Origin of the sequence: Trichormus sp. NMC-1 (assembly GCF_001858025.1) — a bacterium.
Classification (GTDB): Bacteria; Cyanobacteriota; Cyanobacteriia; order Cyanobacteriales; family Nostocaceae; genus Anabaena.
Genome location: NZ_LZQD01000009.1, coordinates 57,544 through 76,754 on the forward strand (window position 1 = coordinate 57,544; position 19,211 = coordinate 76,754).

A 19,211-nucleotide genomic window follows, 5' to 3' on the forward strand; every position below is an offset into this window, starting at 1 on the left:
TATAGGTAATTCGCCAATCATCAAATTATCACCAATTTTATTATGTTTCCCATTATTGAAACTATTCCTTTACGTCAAATGGCTTCAGGTGATATCCTCTTTCTTCAAGTTTACAAATTTATCGGTTTTCATCCTGGTAAAAAGGTTTATATTCAATCTAATTTACATGGAGCAGAAATTTCTGGTAATGCCGTTATTTATCAGCTAATCGAGTTTTTATCATCAATAAATCACACTGATTTGGCTGGAGAGATTTGGTTAGTTCCTGTTTGTAATCCTATGGGAACAAATGAACGCGCTCAACATTTCTCTCCTGGGAGGTTTTGTGCTTATGAAGGTAAGAACTGGAATCGCATTTTTTGGGACTATGAGAAAGAAGCTGATGATTTAGTAGCTTTTACTCAATCTCAATTGCATCTTGATATAGAGGTCGTCAGACAAAATTATTTAACTACAATTAAAAGTAAATTTGCCAAAAATTTAGAAAAAATTAATTCTCCTGCTAGTGTCCCCTACACTGAACTATTTCGCTATCAACTACAAGCCCTCTGTTTAGATGCAGACTACTTAATTGATTTACACTCTTCTGGTGATCAAGGTTTAGACTATTTTTATTATTTCCCCAAGCGAGAAGATAGCGCCAAATACTTCTTACTTGATTATGGGATTTTATTAGATGAATATGATGGGGATGCTTTTGATGAAGCTTTTATCAAACCTTGGTTAGCACTAGAATCTGCTTTTGAAAAACTGGGTAAAAATATCAGATTTGATATCGAAGCTTGGACATTAGAACTGGGAACAGGAATGCAGATAAAATCTGATTCAGTCGCTCAAGGTGTGCGGGGTGTAAAAAACTATCTAGCACAAAAAAGGGTTTTACAAAATCCTGACTTGATGCTACCGCAAACACAATCTCATCAAATGTATTTTGCAACCAGTAGCCACAGAAAAACTTATTATGCTATTGCAGGTGGTATGATTCAATCTAGAGTTAAATTGGGTAGTAGTGTCAAAGCGGGAGATAGACTGTATCAAATTATTAGTTTTAATAAAGAAGGTAAATTACCTACTGTAATTGATATCTGTGCTGAAGCAGATGGATTGGTTTATGATATGTCAACAAATCAGGCTGTAAATCAAGGTGAGTCTGTCTTGGGAATGCTTCAGTCATAAATTGGAAAAATTTAGCAGTCAGAAAACTTGTAATTTTACAATTTTCCTAACTTTGTATTATTGCTGATATCTTTTTATGAAAAGTAAGGATACAGGATGAATCATAATTTTCGAGTCATTCTTGATAATTTCCTGAAAAACTTGCTTCTATAGATTCCTACTACCAACAAATATTCTGACTCCTGACTCCTGACTCCTGAATTCTTACGACGAAAAGATGAAAATATATTCAGTAATAGATTAAACTGAAAATAAGGACAACCCCGCACAGACCAGGGTAATTTTTATGTCTGTTTTTGATTTGAAAAAAAACCAATTTATCCCCAGTGTGAAATATGAAGGTGGAGTCAAAGGTGAGTAGTATTGATAATTATACCTTCTCTATGGCAGGAGAAGTCACAATTCCCCAGGCTCCTCCTGAATTTAAATCAGGTTTTATCGGCATTATTGGTCGTCCCAATGTCGGTAAATCTACTCTGATGAATCATTTAGTCGGTCAAAAAATAGCCATCACTTCACCAGTAGCCCAAACTACGCGAAATCGCTTGCGAGGAATTTTAACTACTGAAAAAGCCCAACTAATTTTTGTAGACACACCAGGAATTCATAAACCTCATCATCAATTGGGGGAAGTGCTGGTAAAAAATGCCAAAATTGCTATTGAGTCAGTAGATGTAGTACTGTTTGTAGTTGATGGTACAGTAGCTTGTGCGAAAAGATGAAAATATATTCAGTAATAGATTAAACTGAAAATAAGGACAACCCCGCACAGACCAGGGTAATTTTTATGTCTGTTTTTGATTTGAAAAAAAACCAATTTATCCCCAGTGTGAAATATGAAGGTGGAGTCAAAGGTGAGTAGTATTGATAATTATACCTTCTCTATGGCAGGAGAAGTCACAATTCCCCAGGCTCCTCCTGAATTTAAATCAGGTTTTATCGGCATTATTGGTCGTCCCAATGTCGGTAAATCTACTCTGATGAATCATTTAGTCGGTCAAAAAATAGCCATCACTTCACCAGTAGCCCAAACTACGCGAAATCGCTTGCGAGGAATTTTAACTACTGAAAAAGCCCAACTAATTTTTGTAGACACACCAGGAATTCATAAACCTCATCATCAATTGGGGGAAGTGCTGGTAAAAAATGCCAAAATTGCTATTGAGTCAGTAGATGTAGTACTGTTTGTAGTTGATGGTACAGTAGCTTGTGGTTCAGGCGATCGCTATATTGCCGAGTTACTGAGTCGTAGTCAAACACCAGTGGTTTTAGGTATCAACAAAAGCGACGAACAACCATCAGATTTTCAGAAACTAGATGAAAGTTACACAGAATTAGCCAATTCTCATCAATGGCAAAGTGTCAAATTTTCTGCCAAAACAGGTGCAGAATTAGTAAATCTGCAAGAATTATTAATTGGAAATTTAGAATCAGGACCGTTTTATTATCCACCTGATTTAGTGACAGACCAACCAGAACGCTTCATTATGGGAGAATTAATCAGGGAACAGATTTTGCTACTGACGCGAGAAGAAGTACCTCATTCAGTAGCGATCGCAATTGATCTAGTAGAAGAAACCCCAGCTATTACCCGTGTACTCGCTACCATCAACGTCGAACGCGATTCCCAAAAAGGAATTCTGATTGGTAAAGGTGGCACAATGCTCAAAGCAATTGGTAGCGAAGCTCGTGAACAAATCCAAAAACTCATTGCTGGGAAAGTTTACTTAGAATTATTTGTCAAAGTTCAACCCAAATGGCGACAATCAAGAATCAGGTTAGCCGAATTAGGGTATCGCGTGGAAGAATAGGGAGATGGGGAGATGGGGTGACGGGGAGATGGGGTGACGGGGAGATGGGGTGACGGGGAGATGGGGTGACGCGGAGATGGGGTGACGCGGGGACGCGGAGGATGATTATTGATATCTTTCTCCTGTCCCCAATTACGAATTACGAATTACGAATTACGAATTACGAATTACGAATTACGAATTACGAATTACGAATTACGAATTACGAATTACGAATTACGAATTACGAATTACGATTGATGGACTTGCTCCAGTAACCACAGTGAAGCCACAGTCCCCACAAAATGAGCCGCAATGCCATTAATATTTGCCACTTCTACAAATACATCCATTGCGCGAATAATTCTGTAAGGGTCAGTAAATGCTACTCCTGGGGGTTGGGATACAGATTTGCCTACTAGCACAGCCACCGTGGCTCCTGCACCAAAAATGCTTAATAACATCCCTACTAAACTGATTATAATTCCCAGTCGGATAGCTGTAACGGTTTCTGCCTTACTAGGATGCAAAGTTGAATTAGGATTGGCTAGGCGTTTACCGAAGCGTGTGTAGCGAAAATTCCAAAATACACTGAACAATAGCAGTAAAATTCCGCAAATACCCCAAAATATCCCAATTCCTAAACCAGCATTTTGTTGTTGAGCAAAATCACGACCAGTAATAGCAAACAACAAAACTAAACCAGAAACCACAGCCAGTCCCAATTGTACCCAGAAACTCAGCCAACCTGTGAGGTGAATAGTTTTAGCAATATCTTGTAGTTTAGGTGCAAGCGATGTTTGGTGCTGGTCGTGCGATCGCACTTCGGATTCAGTATGCATATTCATCACTGGTTGCTTGGTATGTTCCCTATTTACATAGCCTAGTTCCATCAACTGACTATATACCCCCACCTACAGACATAATTACCACCAAATATGAAGCCATAAGATATAGATTGGGGGCAGGGGGCAGGGGGCAGTAAATCATAATTTCTCCCCGTCCCCGCGTCTCCCCATCTCCCCGTCCCCCCATCTCCCCATCTCCCCGTCCCCGCGTCTCCCCATCTCCCCATCTCCAATATGTACAATTAACCACATTATCGACTGATAATATTACTGCATCAGTCGTCATGAAAATCAGCACCAAAGATAGAAAAGTATGATTAAATCTTGGATGGTAATCGGGGGTGTAGCTTTCTTAGTTGCATTAGGGGCTAACCTCATTACACCTAGTGATCGCCAGTGGTTCAGGCACTTACAAAGACCCAGATGGCTTACTTTTGAAGCCGCAATTCCGCTAATTTGGACTGTAATATTTATTTGTGGTGCTTGGTCAGCTTATATTGTCTGGGAACACAACCCCGGTACTGGTACAACTTGGTTAATGATGGGTTTATACCTACTTCTAGAAATATTTACCATTGCTTACACACCTGTAATGTTCCGGCTTCGCAGTTTAAAGGTGGGTACAATTCTCGGAGGTACAGGTTTCATTATCTGTCTTTTAGTAACCATTGCAGTATTACCTATTTCTATTTGGGCTGCATTATTACTGCTTCCTTATTTACTGTGGAGTCCTATCGGCACATATACAACTTGGAAAATGATTCATCTCAACCCCCAGGATGCGTAAACAATAACCTCAGCGAACCTCCGCGTTAACCTCAGCGTTCCTCTGCGTTTAATCAAACCAACCTACCATAACGAGCAGTTGGTTGATTCTGCAACCAAGCCCACATTTGATCACCAAAAGAAAAATGCCACCATTCTCTAGGATTGCGTTGAAAACCGGCTTTTAACATCATATCTCGCAGTAATTGACGGTGAGCATCATACTGTTGATTACTCTTAGCATAATATTCAGGGTGCGATCGCTCGGACATTTCATCAATCGGTGAACCCATATCGACAACTTGTCCATTTTCATCCACTAGGGTAATATCTACCGCAGCCCCCGTACTATGGGGAGGAGGGGTATTCATATCTAAACTGGGTACAGCCCAAATTTCATAAACCGCTTCCCAAACTTCTTCCCGTTGCTGAGGTGATAATTGCGCTGCTGTCAAACCCCTGTCTCGCAACGCTTCCCCAAAGCTGTAATCTACCATAAACTGCTGTACAGCCACAGGACGATAAGCATCGAATATCTGAATATACCAATAGGGATGTAGTAATTGTAAATAATTTTGCGCCTGAATCAAATTTGCAATTACACTTTCGCGCAGAAAATAAGGTGAATGTTCCCCATAAGTAGCACCTAACTTTTCATAAGGGTGAGGAGATTCCACCGCAAACAATTCTAGAGGAATTTGTACTAAAGGTTCACCACATTCAATAATCGGGATTTGGTGATATGGTCGCATGATTTTTCAAAGATATAATTCTAAATGAAAGGAATAATCTATCACTTCTCATGTTCACAACAAGACTTTGACTCCACCTCTGGAACAGGATCATAACCCCCTGGATGAAAAGGATGACAGCGCAAAATCCGCATAATACCCATCCAACCACCACGGAACACCCCAAACCGTTCAATAGCTTGAATAGCATACATAGAACAAGTAGGTTGAAAGCGACAAGTGGGGGGAAACAGGGGAGAAATAAATAAGCGATAACCCTTAATTAGCCAAATCAATAATATTTTCATACCCAAATCTAATAAAGTAGGATTAAAGTTAAAAATACCTCTATTCCATCATTGTTTAACACAGCCCTCAGTTTAGGAACCCTTTCACCATTGTCGCTGCAAATTGCCCCTGCTGCGGCTTGGGTGGGATTAATTATTGGCATTGCTTGGGTAGTTAGTCGTTTTACTGATAGCGAACCCGAAATCATCCGTAAAATCGTGCATATTGGCACAGGTAACGTTATTTTAATCGCTTGGTGGTTAGATATTCCCCCATTTGTGGGAATTACAGCTTCAATTTTAGCGAGTTTTATCACCTTATTATCCTATCTATTCCCAATTCTTCCTGGTATTAATAGCGTCGGTCGTCAAAGCTTGGGAACATTTTTCTATGCTGTGAGTATAGGAGTTTTAGTTGCAGGTTTTTGGCATTTACATCAACCCCAATACGCTGTTTTAGGAATTATGATTATGGCTTGGGGAGATGGACTAGCAGCTTTAATTGGGAAACGCTTTGGCAAACATAAATATACAATTTTTGGTTCTCAAAAAAGTTGGGAAGGTTCTTTCACAGTTACTTTAATTAGTTATTTTATTTGTGTGGCTATTTTACTGCTTACCCAAGGAAACATTTGGCAAACTTGGATAGTCTCATTAATGGTAGCCTTAATTGCTACAGTTTTAGAAGCCTTTTCTTTTTTGGGAGTTGATAATTTAACAGTTCCTATCGGTAGTGCTATCTGTGCTTATATGTTAACTCAGCTACTGTCTGGATACTGAATAATTCTGGATTTAGAAATATAGGAAAATGATTTTTTTATAATTAGAGATATCTAAAAATATAGATATTGAATTCTTTATTGAATGAAAAAATTGAATGCCTGGGGCGATTCAGGCGATTTTTGTAAAAACAAAAACTAAATATTATCTAGATTTTCTCTAATACAATTAATCTTTTAATAATTCTATTTTAGTCAAAAAAAACTATTTTGTCTCTACTCTTAGAGGTAAACTTGCAAACTTTACTTTCTACCCGTAGATTTATGAATTCCTAGGCAACAATGCTTATAGTTAAGTTCTTAGGTTGTGAAACGCCTAATTAAGTAGGTGAGGATAACAATCATGTCAAATCAAATGCTTGTGGCTTTATCAGGTAAAGAACAAGAGATACTAACTGATGGTACTGAAATTTAAGATTGGCGATTTTTTGAGGAAGCACCTAGCACTGGTGATTATAAACCAGTATCAACTATTCTCAAATGTAGGCTTATACAAAGTAGGAAAGAGACACAAATATTCTCTTTTTCTGATTACTTGTGTTTTGAAAATCAAGTTATTTATTCATAACTAAAGGTGCAATACCGTGGATTCCTGGCAACGTCAAGAAAACAATTCTTGGTATAACTTCAATAACCCGACTCCAGAAGATTTGCATATACTAGAAGCTAATGAATTTCTTCCCCATATTGGTAAATGGATAAATATCGGTGGGGGAGTGATGATTACTATGTTTGTAGTAGCTGTAAGTCTCACCTCTGTATTACATTACAACGTTACAGTGAAAGTTCCTGCAACTATTCGACCATTAGGAGAATTAAGGTTAGTTGAATCTGCAATGACGGGAACTGTCAAAAAAATTGCAGTTAAAGAAAATCAGTTGGTAAATCAGGGAGAAATCATTGCTTACCTGGATGATTCCCAACTACAATCTCAAAAAAAACAACTGCAAACTACTTTTGATAAAAATCAATTACAACTTATTCAAATTGATGCTCAAATCAATCAAATCAATACTCAAATAATTGCTCAAACCAATTTAAATGACCGCACCATTATAGCCGCACAAGCTGAGTTGACTGGTACTGAACGCAACTATAAAGATCAGCAAATTAAAGCTAATGCGGAAATGAGCCAAGCAGAAATAGCTGTAAAATTAGCGCAGGATCAACTCAAAAGATTACAAACAGAAAAAGTATTAATAGCAACTGTACAAGAAGCAGAAGCCGGCTTAAATCTGGCTAAATTGCAGCGAGATCGCTTACAGAGCATAATGGGAACAGGAGCAGTGTCTAAGAATTTAGTTGAAGAAAAAGACCAAGCTGTAAAATCTGCTCAAGCCAAATTAGAACAAGCAAAATCTAGTTCTAAAAATCTCCAAGAAGAAAAAGAACAAGCCGTAAAATTAGCACAAATCAACTTACAAAAAGCCAAAATTGCCATTAATCCTAGTAACTCAACTGTAACCGTAGCATCGGAACGAATTCAACAAGAACAGTCCAGAGGTGAAGCTACTTTAGCCGCTTTAAAAAAAGAAGGAGAAACATTACTTCAACAACGTTTAGAACTACAAAAACAACAAATTCGCACTCGTCAAGAACTACAACAACTCGAAAATGAATTGATAAAAAGTGTGATTCGTTCCCCAACTACCGGCACACTCATGCAATTCAAACTCCGCAACCCTGGACAGAGTGTACAACTAAGTGAAGCTCTTGCTCAAATTGCTCCTCTTGATGCTCCTTTAATTATCAAAGCTAATGTTTCCGCAAAAGATATTGACAAAGTAAAAGCAAATCAAGCAGTACAAATGCAGGTTTCTGCTTGTCCCTATCCAGAGTATGGAACTCTCAAAGGAACTGTGAAAACAGTCGCACCAGATGCTCTAGCAACTACACAAAATAATCCAGTTATAGGTACACCCCAAGCATCTACCTATGAAGTCACCATTGAACCAGAAACCCTATATCTAGGAAAAAGCGATAGCGAAGCTGACAGAAGGTATCGCTTGTGTCATCTCAAATCTGGTATGGAAGGACGCGCTGATATTATTTCTCGTCGGGAAACTGTACTGCAATTCATCCTCAGAAAAGCCAAATTAATCACCAACTCATAATTCAATACATTCTTTGAAAATCGTACAAAACAGTAGATTGAGTTAAGCAACAGCGCAAGCCAACCTACTAAACTCCTCTTAATAATTATGTTCAATATCTTCAAACCTCATCAAAATTACCAGTGTACTTTACAGTTAAGTGAAGAAGACTGTGGAGCCGCTTGTCTAGCTTCCATTACCAAGCATTATGGACGCTTTTTAAGCATGACTAAAAGCCGAGAAGCCGTAGGCACTGGACAATTAGGAACAACATTATTAGGTTTAAAGCGAGGTTCTGAAAATCTTGGTTTTAATGCTAGAGCCGTCAAAGCTTCCCCAGAAATTATAGACAGAATTACCGAAATTACATTACCGGCAATTATCCATTGGCAAGGCTACCATTGGGTGGTTTTATATGGTAAAAAAGGCAAAAAATACGTTATTGCTGATCCTGCTGTCGGGCTTCGTTATCTTACTAAAGAAGAATTCACTAATGGTTGGAAAGGGGTCATGCTCTTATTAGAGCCAGATCCAGATCAATTTTTTGAACAACCTCAAGAACAATCAAAAGGTGGTATCACGCGTTTTTTCCGCCGCATCTTACCCTATCGTGGCTTGCTAACTCAGGTTTTAATGATCAATATTGTCCTGGGTTTATTAGCTTTGGGAACTCCTATTTTGATTCAATTATTAACAGATGATGTTCTCGTGCGTGGGGATGTGCAGTTACTTACAGTTGTGGTTTCTGCAGTTGTAGTTATGAGTTTATTTAGTGCAGGTTTGCAAGTATTTGAATCCTTAATGATTTCTCATTTTGGGCAAAGATTACAATTAGGTTTAGTCCTAGAATTTGGGCGGAAACTTCTCCAATTACCCTTAAGTTATTATGAATCTCGTCGGAGTGGCGAAATCGCCAGCCGACTACGAGATATTAATGAAATCAACCAGCTAGTATCACAGATTGTTATTGTTTTACCTAGTCAATTTTTTATTGCTGTAATTTCTTTTTGCTTAATGTTATTTTATAGCTGGCAATTAACGACAGCAGTTTTATTAATTGCTGGATTAATGACTTTATCTGTCTTACCTTTTTTACCCATTCTTCAACAAAAAACCCGTAGTATTTTAGTTTTAGGAGCAGAAAATCAAGGTGTTTTAGTAGAAACATTTAAAGGCGCACAGGTAGTCAAAACTACAAATGCTGCTCCTCAATTTTGGGATGAATTTCAAAGTCGTTTTGGCCGTCTTGCCAATCTTACTTTCAGTACAATTCAAATAGCAATTATCAACGGTACTATTGCTAAACTTCTATCTACAATTGGTGGTGTCATTTTACTAGGATTTGGGAGTATTTTAGTAATTCAGGGAAATTTAAGCATTGGTCAAATGTTAGCTTTTAACGCTTTACAGGTGAATGTTTTAGCTTTAATTAGCTCATTAGTTGACTTTGTTGATGAATATTTTCGCTCCCAAACCGCAGTTTCCCGATTATTAGAAGTTATTGATGCTACACCAGAAGTAGTAGGAGGAAGTCCCAAACCAGTTGTACAAATTTTTGGTGATGCAGATATTAGTTGTTCCCATCTCAAATTCCATCACCCTGGAAGAGTTGATTTATTAGATGATTTTTCTCTTAAGCTTCCCGGAGGAAAAGTAATTGCTTTAATTGGGAAGTCTGGGTGTGGTAAAAGCACTTTAGCTAAATTATTGGGTGGCTTATATCAACCTGATTCTGGTAATATCCGCATCGGATATCTTAATATCCAAGATATTGCTTTAGATTGTTTACGACAACAAGTCGTTTATGTCCCCCAAGAACCTCATTTTTGGAGTCGTTCAATTTTGGAAAACTTTCGTTTAGGAACACCTTCTATTCCTTTTGAAGAAATAGTTAAAGCTTGCGATATTGCTGATGCAGATGGTTTTATCAGTCAATTACCTAATAAATATCAAACCGTATTAGGGGAATTTGGAGCAAATCTTTCCGGTGGACAAAGACAAAGATTAGCGATCGCTCGCGGAATTCTCACAAATCCACCTATACTGATTTTAGATGAGGCTACCGCAGGACTAGATCCCATCAGTGAAGCTCATGTTCTAGATCGTCTTTTGGAATATCGTCAAGGTAAAACCACTATTTTAATTACCCATCGTCCCAGTGTCATTCATCGCGCTAATTGGATTGTCCTTATAGAAAAAGGTCAGGTACAAATTCAAGGAACTCCTGATACCTTCTTGTCAAAACCTGGAGAACATTTGCAGTTTTTAACTGTATAAATTAATATCATCAAAGCTTTCGTTGCCCTATCGTTGCCACCAACAATAATATATCTAAAAATCCTTAACTCAATCAACATCAATTATTTAAATATCTGTCGCGAGTAAAACAGGAATATGTAGTTATTGGTCAAGCATCTTCTATTTTAGCTGAAGGTAATTTATGTTGACAAAAAAACTGATATTGACCACGAAGGTAATAGTAATTTAACTATTGCAACAGGTGATTATACTACAAAAAATACTAAATATAAATTCTTACAAATCCTCATAGATGCTTCTATCTTGGGCAGCAAAAATTTAATTTTTGTAAAAATAACTAGGATAAAATTTTAATAAATTTTTAAAAAAATCCATCTTCTTAGTGAGCTATTTAGATTTTGAGATGAATTTTACTCTCGACATTTTTCTATAGTTACTTTATAAAATTTTTTGTAGATATGTCTATACCTGGTGATTACTACAATTCTCACTTTTAGGTGATATAAATATTGTCAAAAATCTGGCTATTGGCAATAATAATTTAATATATTTATAACCAATTCTTCAGTCATATTTTTATTATTTTTTTATGTCTTTAGGTTAATTAAATATTTAAAATTCTCTTTATAAATAGATATATAGGTATGTACTGCCTATATCACTAAATGAGGCTAAAAATCATGTCAAATCAAGTCGTGCAATCTGATTTAATTGTTGATTTATCGACAGAGGAACAGGAGATTTTAGCAGGAGGATGCTCTCTGCTATCCTGTAAAAAAGGCAGCATGAGTAAAGGTAAAGGTTTTTCCTCCTCTGAAGACGACGAAGACGAAGAAGATAACGGAGATAACGGAGAAGATAATGGGGATAATGGAGGTAATGGGGGTGGGTCTAGCTATCGCTTTTTAATCTACCGCCCCCTTGTCTATCGCCCTACTTATAATGTCAGAATTTAATCATTCATGTCTTTTCGGTGATTCCATAATTCGGAAATAATTTGGGATAATTGACACGCGCAGAGTTGAAAAAAACGTCAAAGTTATAGCCATAATTTTGCACCCATCCAGGTATGTCAATACCAAGGGTGCATTTTATTTATCAATAGACTAAATTGAAATTATTTAAATAGAAAAAACACCATTGATAATAATCCAAAAGAAATAAAAATATATTCCTTATTTATAACCAAAGTATAATTAAAATTATCAAAAACATAGATATAAATAAAGCAATAGGTTTTGAAAACCTATATTAAATAAATGAGGCTAACAATCATGACGGCAACAATGACTAAATTCGATTTACTTTCTGATTTATTAGTTGACCTATCCACAGAGGATCAACAATTTATCTCTGGTGGCAGAAAAGGTGGTGATGATGATGATAATGATGATGATGAAGACAACGGCAAAGATAGGAGCTGTCTCCGTAGATGCATAAGAAGGGCTGTAAGAAGATGCAGAGCTAGATGTGATTAGTTGCTGATTCTCTGAAAAGCTCAAGTTAGCAAAACCTAGTGAATAGCCGCAGAGTTTTAACTTTGCAATTAGCGGGAGAAGCATCCTATAAATCGCTCAAAATAAATCAATTTTTGAGAAAGTAGGTGCATTCTCCCTATTTTTTATGCCTGATCACTAATCCAATGTTGTAAAATGGGATTTACCAACTCCGGAGCTTCATCTTGAGGGCAATGCCCCACACCTTCTAAAGGAATAAACTTTTGTACTTGGGGAAAATGGGCTAACTCTCTACCTAAATTAATAGGTTCCCACGGGTCAGCCGTTCCCCATAAAATAATCGCTGGACAAGATAATATAGGTAATAAGTCTTCCGCTAAAGGTCCACTGGAATAAGCAGTAAAAGCCAAGAATACGGCAGCAGCACCAGGATCTTTTGCCGGTGTCATCAAAATATCTACTAACTCATCTGTCACTGTTTCCCCGTTCGCATAGGCTTGTAAAAGAATCTTTTTGACTGTTTGCGGTTGAGCTAATTGACTAAAAAAGAAATCACCTACTGGTTTAATAGATAAAAAGTTTTGTAGAATTGGCGCACCAAAACGCTTGATCCAAGGTAAAGTAACACGTTTGCGATCGTGCAGTAACCGCAAAGAACAGTTAAGTAATGCAGTTCCTAACGCCATATCCGGGTTAATTACCGCAGCTTGCAGAGCGACAATACAACCAATGGAATTACCTACCAAAAAAGCAGGTTCACCCACCACTTCCCGACAAAAATCGGCTATTTGCTGTCCCCAAGTTTCTAGTGTGTAGGTAATTTTCTCACCAGGTGCAGGTTTAGCTGAACCACCAAAGCCAATCAAATCAATGGCATAAACCCGACAATTTTCTGCTAAAACTGGTATATTTTTGCGCCAGTGTAACCACGATGCGCCAAAGCCATGCACCAGAATCACAGCAGGTCCACTAGTTCCTTGGGTTTGGTAACATATGGGGAAACCTTGCCAAAGCCAGGTTTTTGTTGATATAAATGCATCCGTGGGATTTTTCATAGAAAATTTACGTGCTGCTTGGCAATATTTTTATATAAAATTTACATAAAAAATATACGTTGAGACGATAAAAATAGCACTAGTACCGCAGGGCGGAAGTCAAAAGTCAAAAGTCAAAAGTCAAAACGAAGACAGCATAAGATTGTTGGAGATTTAGAATGGTTGGTTTATTTACGCCGTGCTGTACTAGCACTAGATTGAGTAGTTTTACAATTTACGCCTGCTAAATTAGTATATAAAATTAATTGGATATAAAACAGATGCTCAAGCGTGGTTTTACACTTGGAAACCGACGCTGATTTTGAAAAAGTTTTTGTTCCTAGTTCCTTCGGGCAAGAGAAGATGACTATACTAGAAACAATTGATACGCCGATTGGCAGTTATTCCCCAGATTTTGAGTTACCAGGAGTTGATGAGCGCGTACACCATCTCAGCCGTTATTTAGAAAATTTACGCTCTGTATGTGTCATATCCATGTGTAACTATTGTCCCTATGTAGAGTTGTATGTTAGTAGACTAAAAAGTATTCAAGCGGAATTCTCCCCACGCGGGTTCACACTAATTGGTTTAAATGGTAGTCATGCCAATGACAATGATGTTAAAAATGGAGAAGACTTTAGCCCTGGGTCAAATTTTGAGAATATGAAAGCTTTTGCCCAGCAACATGAGTTAAACTTTCCCTACCTACGGGACTCAACCCAGGATGTGACTTGTAGCTTTGGTGCCATCATCACACCTACAGCTTTTTTAATCGATCATCATGGAATTTTGCGGTACAAAGGTCAAATTGACGATCATCCCCAAGATCCATTAGCAGAGGGAACAGATTATTTAAGAAATGCGATCGCAGCATTATTTCAAGGTCAAGAAATCCAGCCAGTACAAACACAACCAGTTGGTACGCCATTAGTATGGCGGAAATAGACCAGAACTAGACACAGATAGTCATTGTACTGCTATCTTAAATTGGAGGCAATTGCAACTTTTTTGATAAAGCGAAACTTCATGGGAACGAATTACCGACGGGTTTTACTTAAACTGAGTGGTGAAGCCTTGATGGGCAACATGGGCTATGGTATTGACCCAGAAGTGGTCAAAGAGATAGCCGCAGAGGTAGGAGAGGTGATAGCCACTGGCGTTCAAATGGCCATCGTCGTAGGCGGCGGTAATATTTTTCGAGGTGTCAAAGCGGCATCAGCAGGTATGGACAGGGCAGCTGCTGACTACATAGGGATGATTGCCACGGTAATGAATGCCATGACGCTGCAAGATTCGCTAGAACGGATAGGGATACAGACACGGGTACAAACTGCGATCGCTATGCAAGAATTAGCAGAACCGTATATTCGTCGTCGTGCCATCCGTCATCTCGAAAAAGGACGGGTGGTAATTTTTGGTGCAGGTTCGGGAAATCCCTTCTTTACTACAGATACCACAGCCGCTTTAAGAGCAGCCGAAATAGATGCAGAAGTGATTTTTAAAGCCACCAAAGTAGACGGAATCTACGACGCTGATCCTCACATTTATCCTGATGCCAAGCGTTATAAAACCCTCACCTACGCCCATGTTTTGGCTAAAGATTTGCGAGTCATGGATAGCACCGCAATTGCCTTGTGTAAAGAAAATAATATTCCCATTCTTGTATTTGACTTAACGGTGCGAGGTAATATCCGCCGAGCAGTAATGGGAGAATCAATCGGTACCCTTGTGGGAGGTTCTTGTGAAATTAGCTGAAGCTGAAAGTAAGATGCAGCATAGCGTTGAGGCTACTCAACGCTCTTTTAATACCATTCGCACTGGTCGCGCCAATGCGAGTCTACTAGATAAGGTACAGGTGGAATATTACGGTACACCCACCGCCTTGAAATCTCTAGCAAATATCAGCACCCCTGATGCTTCAACAATCCTGATTCAGCCTTACGATAAGAGCAGTCTCAACATAGTTGAAAAAGCAATTTCTTTGTCAGATATAGGTATAACCCCCAGTAATGACGGTTCTGTGATTCGGCTCAATATTCCACCTTTGACAAGCGATCGCCGGAAAGAATTTGTCAAAATGGCCGCTAAGTATGCTGAAGAAGGTCGGGTAGGCATTCGCAATATCCGTCGTGATGCTCTCGACTCGATTCGTAAACAGGAAAAAGCTGCGGAAATGTCCGAAGACGAATCACGAGATCAGCAAGACAAACTGCAAAAACTGACAAATAAGTACACTGCCAGAATTGATGAATTGTTGGCAGACAAAGAAAAAGACATCACCACCGTCTAAGCAGTGCCGAGTACCGAGTACCGAGTGCCGAGTATTGAGTACCGAGTATTGAGTAAGAGCAGCTACAAGAGTTCAGGAGAAAAACATTAATCCCTTCTGGACTCTTCCCTATTCCCCTTCCCTATATTTATTGAAACTTTACCAAAAATCCGAAAGCCTTATATATACTGGAAAATCAACTAATTAAAATAGAAAGCAAAAATTCAGCCATTATGTACGACTGCATCATCATCGGTGCTGGCCCAGCGGGTGGAACAGCAGCATATCATTTAGCCAAGCGGGGACGCTCAGTCTTAGTTTTGGAAAAAGAATCCCTGCCCCGATATAAACCTTGTGGTGGTGGTGTGTCACCAGCGATCGCACAATGGTTTGACTTTGACTTTAGCCCCGCAATTTCTGTCAAAGCTGACTCTCTCCGCTTCACTTGGAAATTAGGCGACCCCGTAGAAGCCAAAATCGCCACCAAAGAACCAGTCTGGATGGTACGGCGAGATGTTTTCGACCATTTCTTAGTACAGCAAGCTCAAAGCCAAGGTGCTGAACTACGAGACAATACAGAAGTCACAGGCATTGAATTTAAAACCGATTATTGGCAAGTTAACACAGCAAACGGATTAGTAGAAGGCCGCTACTTAATCGCCGCTGATGGTGCAAAGGGTCCAATGGCAAAATGGCTCGGCTTCAAAGACCGTAAACGCCGTCTAGCAGGAGCATTAGAAGCTGAAATTCCAGCAAATGTAGAGAAAAAATCGACAATTCACTTTGAGTTTGGTTTAGTCAAAAACGGTTATATCTGGAACTTCCCCAAAGCTGACGGTTATTCTATCGGGGTTGGTACATTTATTGGTGGCGAACCCCAGGATTTTAAGAAAATTTTAGATGAATACGCCAAATCTTTTAATGTAAATGTCACAAATAGCAAGCAGTATGGTCATCCCCTGTGTATTTGGGATGGAAACCAAAAGCTGCATACCCAAAATGCAGTTTTAGCTGGTGAAGCTGCTTGTGTAGTTGATCCTTTTACCGCCGAAGGTATTCGTCCCTCTATTTTTAGTGGTGTCCTAGCCGCAGCATCTATTAACGATGCTCTTAGTGGGGATATCAACGCCTTAGAGCAATATAGCAACGCCGTTAACGAACAATGGGGTTCAGAAATGGCTTGGGCGCAAAAGTTAGCCGGAGCATTTTATCGCTTCCCTGGTATTGGTTACAAAGTGGGTGTTAAACGTCCCTCTGGCGCTCAAATCATGGGTAAAATCCTGTGTGGAGAACTGCGCTATGGCGATGTAGCCGGTCGCGCATTGAAACGTTTAATCCCTGGTTTTGGTGGTTAGGTAATAATTCTTGACATACTCCCCGGCGTAAACGCACGGGGATTCTAAGCTCAAACAGCAATTGCAGGGAAACCCTGTCTAACATCACCTACCTTAGCGGTCGATGCCCCGACCGCACAAATATTTTTAGCAGCATTTTCATCTCGTCCATTGACAGATTGACAAGATGGACAACGCCATTCTCTGACTGATAAATCCAACTCTTTCAAGACATGTCCACAAGCAGAACAGGTTTTAGAACTGGGATACCATCGATCTATGAAGACCACAAACTTCCCTTTTTTCTGAGCAACCCATTCCAGAATTTGCAGAAATTCTCCAAAAGCTAAGTCTGATATCTTCCTTCCCCAGAGGCGTTGCATTCCTCTCAGATTTAATGTTTCAAAGCAGAGGATATCAAATTCATCGGTGAGGTTATGGGCTAGTTTCCAGAACCAATCAATACGGCGATTTGAGATATTTTCATACTTGCGAACTAAGTTCTTTCTAGCTTTCTCTCGATTATTGGAACCTTTAACTTTCTTTGAATGTTGACGACTGGCTTGCTTGATGGCATTTATGGATTGCTTGAGGAAAGATGGTGATTCAATCTTAGTGCCATTGGAGACAGTCAGAAATGTTTTCAAACCAAAATCAAATCCAGCGATTCTACTCGTCTCGAATTTGCTCATTAGTTCGGTTTCACTGTCAACAACAACTAGCATAAACAACTCACCTAGGGATGTGCGTTTGATAGTTAGGGTCTTGACTGTTCCTTCTATCTCTTTAGACTTCCAATACTGATAAACTCGCTGACCTATCTTGACTCTGTTACCTCCCATAAATTTGTATCCGGCTTGCTTGAGGGTGAAGGATTTATATCTTTTAGCTTTCTTAAATCCGGGTGGTCTTACCCCCTTCTGGTGTTGCTTAAAGAATAGTTGATAGGCTTTCTCAATGCGTTGACAGATATCCTGTACTGCTTGGGAACCTACTAGTTGCCAGAAGGGATGACGTTTCCTGAGTTTGGCAATATGAGCTTGAAGTTTAGAGCAGTTCAAGTGTTTACCCCATATGCGATAGTATCGTTTATGCAGGGCAATACAGTGGTTATAGATAACTCCGGCAGCATTGATGGTGCGTTTGAGATATCTATTCCGATTGTGTTGATACAGCTTAAACTTCAGGGTTTTCATGCTAGGATTTTATTTCGGATTCAGCATAAATCTCCATACTAAGAGAAAGCCGTCCTAGAAGGACGGGGCTTTAAACCCAATTTTTCGATAATTCTTAATTTTAGGATGATGATTACGAATTACCACTAATTTCAAACAGACTGAGAAAATAACCAAAGAATCACTCCTGTTCCCAGAACGCACAGAACCCCAGCCAAACCAGCTAGGGGTTTTTTGTTTTTACCTGTTAGCCATTCTGAGACTTTTCCTGTGTAGGTAATAAGTTCTGCTGTATCTATGGTAGCGATCGCCCATACCCATCCGGCATGAAGTCCCCAAGCTATTCCTAAATTATTACTATCAGCGAATCTGGCCACCACCAAAACCATTCCCATTAACCACAATCCAGGGATTTGCGGTACAGTTTCCCGTTGTTCCCAAACTAAATGTAGTAAAGCAAAAATCAAGCTGGAAATAATCGCCGCCACCCAAATTGCATAATCCTTCTCTAACTGAGTTAACAAAAAACCCCGAAAAACTAACTCTTCTATCCCACCCACAAATAAAGCCACCAAGGAAATTGGTAGCAAAATAGTTGGTATTAACTTGATATTTGATTTTTCTAAATAGCACCAACCGAGCCAAAATTGGCAGGTAAACACTACAACTAATCCCAACACACCCAAACCAAAACCCAGCAGTAAGGAACCAAAAATAGAACGGTTAACAACCAAACCATAATCAGCAAAAGACCCCAGTCCTAGCCCATTTATTCCCCAGAGAATCAAGGGTGCTAATAAATAGAGAGAAACCAATAAAGGTATTTTTTGATCTGGTTGTAAAGGTTTATTAAGTTGCCAATTTATAACCATCCCAATTATCACTGCTATTGGCAACCAGCACCCTACCCAAGTAATGAAAAAAGCCATGACAACTAGCAGTACTGACGAATCTTTAAGAAATGTCAGTAAAGTATTGGTCAATGGCTCTAAAAATGCTATTGAAACCGACAAAAAGAACACGATATACTTCTATCCAAAATAGAGTTCTTGTTTATTAATCAAGACTCTACTAGAATTTGTGACTCATGCACAAGTTCCAGCAATTTTGGATTTTGGATTTTGGATTTATGTCACCCACAAAGGGTTTTGGCCTAGAGAAACTTTAATCCCGCATCAACCTCAAACAAAAAAATCTCAAATCGGCTTTTCTGA

General features: G+C 38.9%; 20 protein-coding genes and 1 pseudogene. 14 read left to right on the top strand and 7 right to left on the bottom strand.

Annotated elements, in window-relative coordinates:
- The first annotated feature begins 42 nt into the window (after positions 1–42).
- The 4 genes and pseudogenes from A9Y75_RS22175 to A9Y75_RS30280 all read left to right on the top strand — a co-directional run bounded on the left by A9Y75_RS22175 (position 43) and on the right by A9Y75_RS30280 (position 3,227).
- Complete coding sequence (locus tag A9Y75_RS22175) at positions 43–1,176, top strand: succinylglutamate desuccinylase/aspartoacylase family protein (protein ID WP_071191703.1); 1,134 nt, start codon at positions 43–45, stop codon at positions 1,174–1,176.
- A gap of 335 nt (positions 1,177–1,511) precedes the next feature.
- A pseudogene (gene era / locus A9Y75_RS22180) lies at positions 1,512–1,886 on the top strand (GTPase Era); the annotation flags it as partial.
- A 126-nt stretch (positions 1,887–2,012) separates the two neighbouring features.
- Positions 2,013–2,987, top strand: coding sequence for a GTPase Era (gene era / locus A9Y75_RS22185; protein ID WP_071191704.1), 975 nt, complete (start codon positions 2,013–2,015; stop codon positions 2,985–2,987).
- 108 nt (positions 2,988–3,095) lie between these two features.
- Entirely contained in the window at positions 3,096–3,227 is a 132-nt protein-coding gene (locus tag A9Y75_RS30280; RefSeq protein ID WP_269086327.1) for a hypothetical protein, read from the top strand.
- Here the strand turns inward: A9Y75_RS30280 and A9Y75_RS22190 are convergent.
- Positions 3,218–3,808, bottom strand: a complete 591-nt coding sequence (locus tag A9Y75_RS22190; protein WP_071191838.1) for a DUF3611 family protein — start codon at positions 3,806–3,808, stop codon at positions 3,218–3,220. The genes A9Y75_RS30280 and A9Y75_RS22190 overlap by 10 nt on opposite strands.
- A gap of 58 nt (positions 3,809–3,866) precedes the next feature.
- Positions 3,867–4,100, bottom strand: coding sequence for a hypothetical protein (locus A9Y75_RS28785; RefSeq protein WP_071191705.1), 234 nt, complete (start codon positions 4,098–4,100; stop codon positions 3,867–3,869).
- A 27-nt stretch (positions 4,101–4,127) separates the two neighbouring features.
- Between A9Y75_RS28785 and A9Y75_RS22200 the strand changes: the two genes are divergently transcribed.
- Complete coding sequence (locus A9Y75_RS22200) at positions 4,128–4,601, top strand: TspO/MBR family protein (protein WP_071191706.1); 474 nt, start codon at positions 4,128–4,130, stop codon at positions 4,599–4,601.
- A 52-nt stretch (positions 4,602–4,653) separates the two neighbouring features.
- Here the strand turns inward: A9Y75_RS22200 and A9Y75_RS22205 are convergent, their stop codons facing one another.
- Together A9Y75_RS22205 and yidD are read right to left on the bottom strand one after the other, a co-directional pair.
- Positions 4,654–5,331: a M15 family metallopeptidase gene (locus A9Y75_RS22205; protein ID WP_071191707.1), complete on the bottom strand. Its 678-nt coding sequence runs from the start codon at positions 5,329–5,331 to the stop codon at positions 4,654–4,656.
- 41 nt (positions 5,332–5,372) lie between these two features.
- The gene (yidD, locus tag A9Y75_RS22210) at positions 5,373–5,618 is read right to left on the bottom strand and encodes a membrane protein insertion efficiency factor YidD (RefSeq protein WP_071191708.1); all 246 of its coding nucleotides are present in this window, start codon (positions 5,616–5,618) and stop codon (positions 5,373–5,375) included.
- A gap of 51 nt (positions 5,619–5,669) precedes the next feature.
- Here yidD and A9Y75_RS22215 point away from each other — a divergent pair, with 51 nt between their 5' ends.
- From A9Y75_RS22215 to A9Y75_RS28790, 5 genes are all read left to right on the top strand, one after another.
- Positions 5,670–6,377 (top strand): diacylglycerol/polyprenol kinase family protein, encoded by a 708-nt coding sequence (locus A9Y75_RS22215; RefSeq protein ID WP_071191709.1) that lies wholly within the window; start codon positions 5,670–5,672, stop codon positions 6,375–6,377.
- 583 nt (positions 6,378–6,960) lie between these two features.
- Positions 6,961–8,490, top strand: a complete 1,530-nt coding sequence (locus A9Y75_RS22220) for an HlyD family efflux transporter periplasmic adaptor subunit (protein ID WP_071191710.1) — start codon at positions 6,961–6,963, stop codon at positions 8,488–8,490.
- 87 nt (positions 8,491–8,577) lie between these two features.
- Positions 8,578–10,746, top strand: coding sequence for a peptidase domain-containing ABC transporter (locus A9Y75_RS22225; RefSeq protein ID WP_071191711.1), 2,169 nt, complete (start codon positions 8,578–8,580; stop codon positions 10,744–10,746).
- 662 nt (positions 10,747–11,408) lie between these two features.
- Positions 11,409–11,684 (top strand): hypothetical protein, encoded by a 276-nt coding sequence (locus tag A9Y75_RS22230; RefSeq protein WP_071191712.1) that lies wholly within the window; start codon positions 11,409–11,411, stop codon positions 11,682–11,684.
- 318 nt (positions 11,685–12,002) lie between these two features.
- Positions 12,003–12,206, top strand: a complete 204-nt coding sequence (locus A9Y75_RS28790; protein ID WP_177176268.1) for a hypothetical protein — start codon at positions 12,003–12,005, stop codon at positions 12,204–12,206.
- Between the two features lie 143 nt (positions 12,207–12,349).
- On the opposite strand, the gene A9Y75_RS22240 is transcribed toward A9Y75_RS28790, so the two are convergent.
- Positions 12,350–13,240 (bottom strand): alpha/beta fold hydrolase, encoded by an 891-nt coding sequence (locus A9Y75_RS22240; protein WP_071191714.1) that lies wholly within the window; start codon positions 13,238–13,240, stop codon positions 12,350–12,352.
- A 342-nt stretch (positions 13,241–13,582) separates the two neighbouring features.
- Here A9Y75_RS22240 and A9Y75_RS22245 point away from each other — a divergent pair, with 342 nt between their 5' ends.
- From A9Y75_RS22245 to A9Y75_RS22260, 4 genes are all read left to right on the top strand, one after another.
- Positions 13,583–14,164 carry a thioredoxin family protein gene (locus A9Y75_RS22245; RefSeq protein WP_071191839.1) on the top strand — a complete coding sequence of 194 codons (582 nt, stop codon included), beginning with the start codon at positions 13,583–13,585 and terminating at the stop codon, positions 14,162–14,164.
- 81 nt (positions 14,165–14,245) lie between these two features.
- Positions 14,246–14,974 carry a UMP kinase gene (gene pyrH, locus A9Y75_RS22250; protein ID WP_071191715.1) on the top strand — a complete coding sequence of 243 codons (729 nt, stop codon included), beginning with the start codon at positions 14,246–14,248 and terminating at the stop codon, positions 14,972–14,974.
- Positions 14,961–15,509, top strand: coding sequence for a ribosome recycling factor (gene frr, locus A9Y75_RS22255; protein ID WP_071191716.1), 549 nt, complete (start codon positions 14,961–14,963; stop codon positions 15,507–15,509). The genes pyrH and frr overlap by 14 nt, the downstream gene beginning before the upstream one ends.
- Before the next feature lie 212 nt (positions 15,510–15,721).
- Positions 15,722–16,843, top strand: coding sequence for a geranylgeranyl reductase family protein (locus tag A9Y75_RS22260; RefSeq protein WP_071191717.1), 1,122 nt, complete (start codon positions 15,722–15,724; stop codon positions 16,841–16,843).
- Between the two features lie 50 nt (positions 16,844–16,893).
- Here A9Y75_RS22260 and A9Y75_RS22265 read toward each other — a convergent pair whose 3' ends face one another.
- Together A9Y75_RS22265 and A9Y75_RS22270 are read right to left on the bottom strand one after the other, a co-directional pair.
- Positions 16,894–18,018 carry an RNA-guided endonuclease TnpB family protein gene (locus tag A9Y75_RS22265; RefSeq protein WP_071191718.1) on the bottom strand — a complete coding sequence of 375 codons (1,125 nt, stop codon included), beginning with the start codon at positions 18,016–18,018 and terminating at the stop codon, positions 16,894–16,896.
- Between the two features lie 131 nt (positions 18,019–18,149).
- Positions 18,150–19,019, bottom strand: coding sequence for a CPBP family intramembrane glutamic endopeptidase (locus A9Y75_RS22270; protein ID WP_177176269.1), 870 nt, complete (start codon positions 19,017–19,019; stop codon positions 18,150–18,152).
- Between the last annotated feature and the right edge of the window lie 192 nt (positions 19,020–19,211).

Bases quoted from the DNA above. Each gene is read 5' to 3' on its own strand.
- A9Y75_RS22175 (WP_071191703.1), top strand. From the start codon at position 43: ATGTTTCCCATTATTGAAACTATTCCTTTACGTCAAATGGCTTCAGGT.
- A9Y75_RS22190 (WP_071191838.1), bottom strand. From the start codon at position 3,808: ATGCATACTGAATCCGAAGTGCGATCGCACGACCAGCACCAAACATCG.
- A9Y75_RS28785 (WP_071191705.1), bottom strand. From the start codon at position 4,100: ATGACGACTGATGCAGTAATATTATCAGTCGATAATGTGGTTAATTGT.
- A9Y75_RS22225 (WP_071191711.1), top strand. From the start codon at position 8,578: ATGTTCAATATCTTCAAACCTCATCAAAATTACCAGTGTACTTTACAG.
- A9Y75_RS22265 (WP_071191718.1), bottom strand. From the start codon at position 18,018: ATGAAAACCCTGAAGTTTAAGCTGTATCAACACAATCGGAATAGATAT.
- A9Y75_RS22240 (WP_071191714.1), bottom strand. From the start codon at position 13,240: ATGAAAAATCCCACGGATGCATTTATATCAACAAAAACCTGGCTTTGG.
- yidD (WP_071191708.1), bottom strand. From the start codon at position 5,618: ATGAAAATATTATTGATTTGGCTAATTAAGGGTTATCGCTTATTTATT.
- A9Y75_RS22245 (WP_071191839.1), top strand. From the start codon at position 13,583: ATGACTATACTAGAAACAATTGATACGCCGATTGGCAGTTATTCCCCA.
- A9Y75_RS22260 (WP_071191717.1), top strand. From the start codon at position 15,722: ATGTACGACTGCATCATCATCGGTGCTGGCCCAGCGGGTGGAACAGCA.
- A9Y75_RS22200 (WP_071191706.1), top strand. From the start codon at position 4,128: ATGATTAAATCTTGGATGGTAATCGGGGGTGTAGCTTTCTTAGTTGCA.
- era (WP_071191704.1), top strand. From the start codon at position 2,013: ATGAAGGTGGAGTCAAAGGTGAGTAGTATTGATAATTATACCTTCTCT.
- pyrH (WP_071191715.1), top strand. From the start codon at position 14,246: ATGGGAACGAATTACCGACGGGTTTTACTTAAACTGAGTGGTGAAGCC.
- A9Y75_RS22205 (WP_071191707.1), bottom strand. From the start codon at position 5,331: ATGCGACCATATCACCAAATCCCGATTATTGAATGTGGTGAACCTTTA.
- A9Y75_RS22230 (WP_071191712.1), top strand. From the start codon at position 11,409: ATGTCAAATCAAGTCGTGCAATCTGATTTAATTGTTGATTTATCGACA.
- A9Y75_RS28790 (WP_177176268.1), top strand. From the start codon at position 12,003: ATGACGGCAACAATGACTAAATTCGATTTACTTTCTGATTTATTAGTT.